The following is an 816-nucleotide window of genomic DNA, read 5'->3' on the forward strand; positions in this document are numbered from 1 at the left end:
GTTTGATAGATAACCAGAAAAACTATCACTATCTTTTTATTACTATCGGAGAGTTAAATGTTTAATACTGTAATTAATTTAGCAAAAGAATCTGGTGGTATGGGTTTCACTATTGGTGAATTATCCAGAGCCGCTGAGATTGCTACAGACCTTGTTGAGAATATCGTCAATCAACATCGTTATCCCTCTGAGGATTCTAAGTTACCGCTGATTATTAAGACAGTGGATAAACGTAATGACGAAACTGTATACATCCATATTTCACAGATGGCTAACTACACCTTCCAGCGTAAAGTAAGAATGACTAAAGAGAACCCTGACTATGGTTTAGGTTCTACCAGTATTGAAGATGTAGTTCACGATGAAGTGTATTATAAAGCAATGGAGGAAGATACTAATGCTTAATGATGAAGCTCGACTTTCCCGTATTGCTCAACTTGACAGAGAGATTGATGAAGCTCGTGAAGTAATTCACAACAACGTTAAAGAAATTATTTCTCTGGAAACTCAAGAAGAACACGATAATCGTATCAACAGCATCTTAGCTAATTGGGTTCATACGGAGGAATAATGTTACCTCGATACAGAAACATCATTGAACAAGGTGCTTCTGGTGCTCCTGCCATTCCTGCTATCGTAGCAGAATATCTCCTCACCATTCTCTCCAGTGGTTACAGCTTCGCAGTTGGTAATGTCACTGACCTCAAAGAACAAGGCTTCTCTGAACAATATATCCTCGGGTATATTTCAGCCCAAGAAGCAGCCGTTCAAACAATCCAAAGACTCCTTGATAGTAAAGTGATTGAAGAAGATGAG

Annotated in this window: 3 protein-coding genes; all 3 read left to right on the forward strand. The window is 38.5% G+C overall.

The features are described 5' to 3' along the window. The first annotated feature begins 57 nt into the window (after positions 1-57). Positions 58-405, forward strand: coding sequence for a hypothetical protein (locus tag N1032_RS24620; protein ID WP_259543151.1), 348 nt, complete (start codon positions 58-60; stop codon positions 403-405). After that, positions 398-571, forward strand: a complete 174-nt coding sequence (locus N1032_RS24625; protein WP_259543152.1) for a hypothetical protein — start codon at positions 398-400, stop codon at positions 569-571. Before N1032_RS24620 ends, N1032_RS24625 begins: the two co-directional genes overlap by 8 nt. Further along, positions 571-816, forward strand: a 246-nt coding sequence (locus N1032_RS24630) for a phage protein (RefSeq protein ID WP_259543153.1), incomplete at its 3' end; no start/stop codon positions are given. The genes N1032_RS24625 and N1032_RS24630, both read left to right, overlap by 1 nt.

Source organism: Herbiconiux daphne, assembly GCF_024979295.1.
In the GTDB taxonomy this organism is placed as follows: Bacteria; Actinomycetota; Actinomycetes; order Actinomycetales; family Microbacteriaceae; genus Herbiconiux; species Herbiconiux daphnes.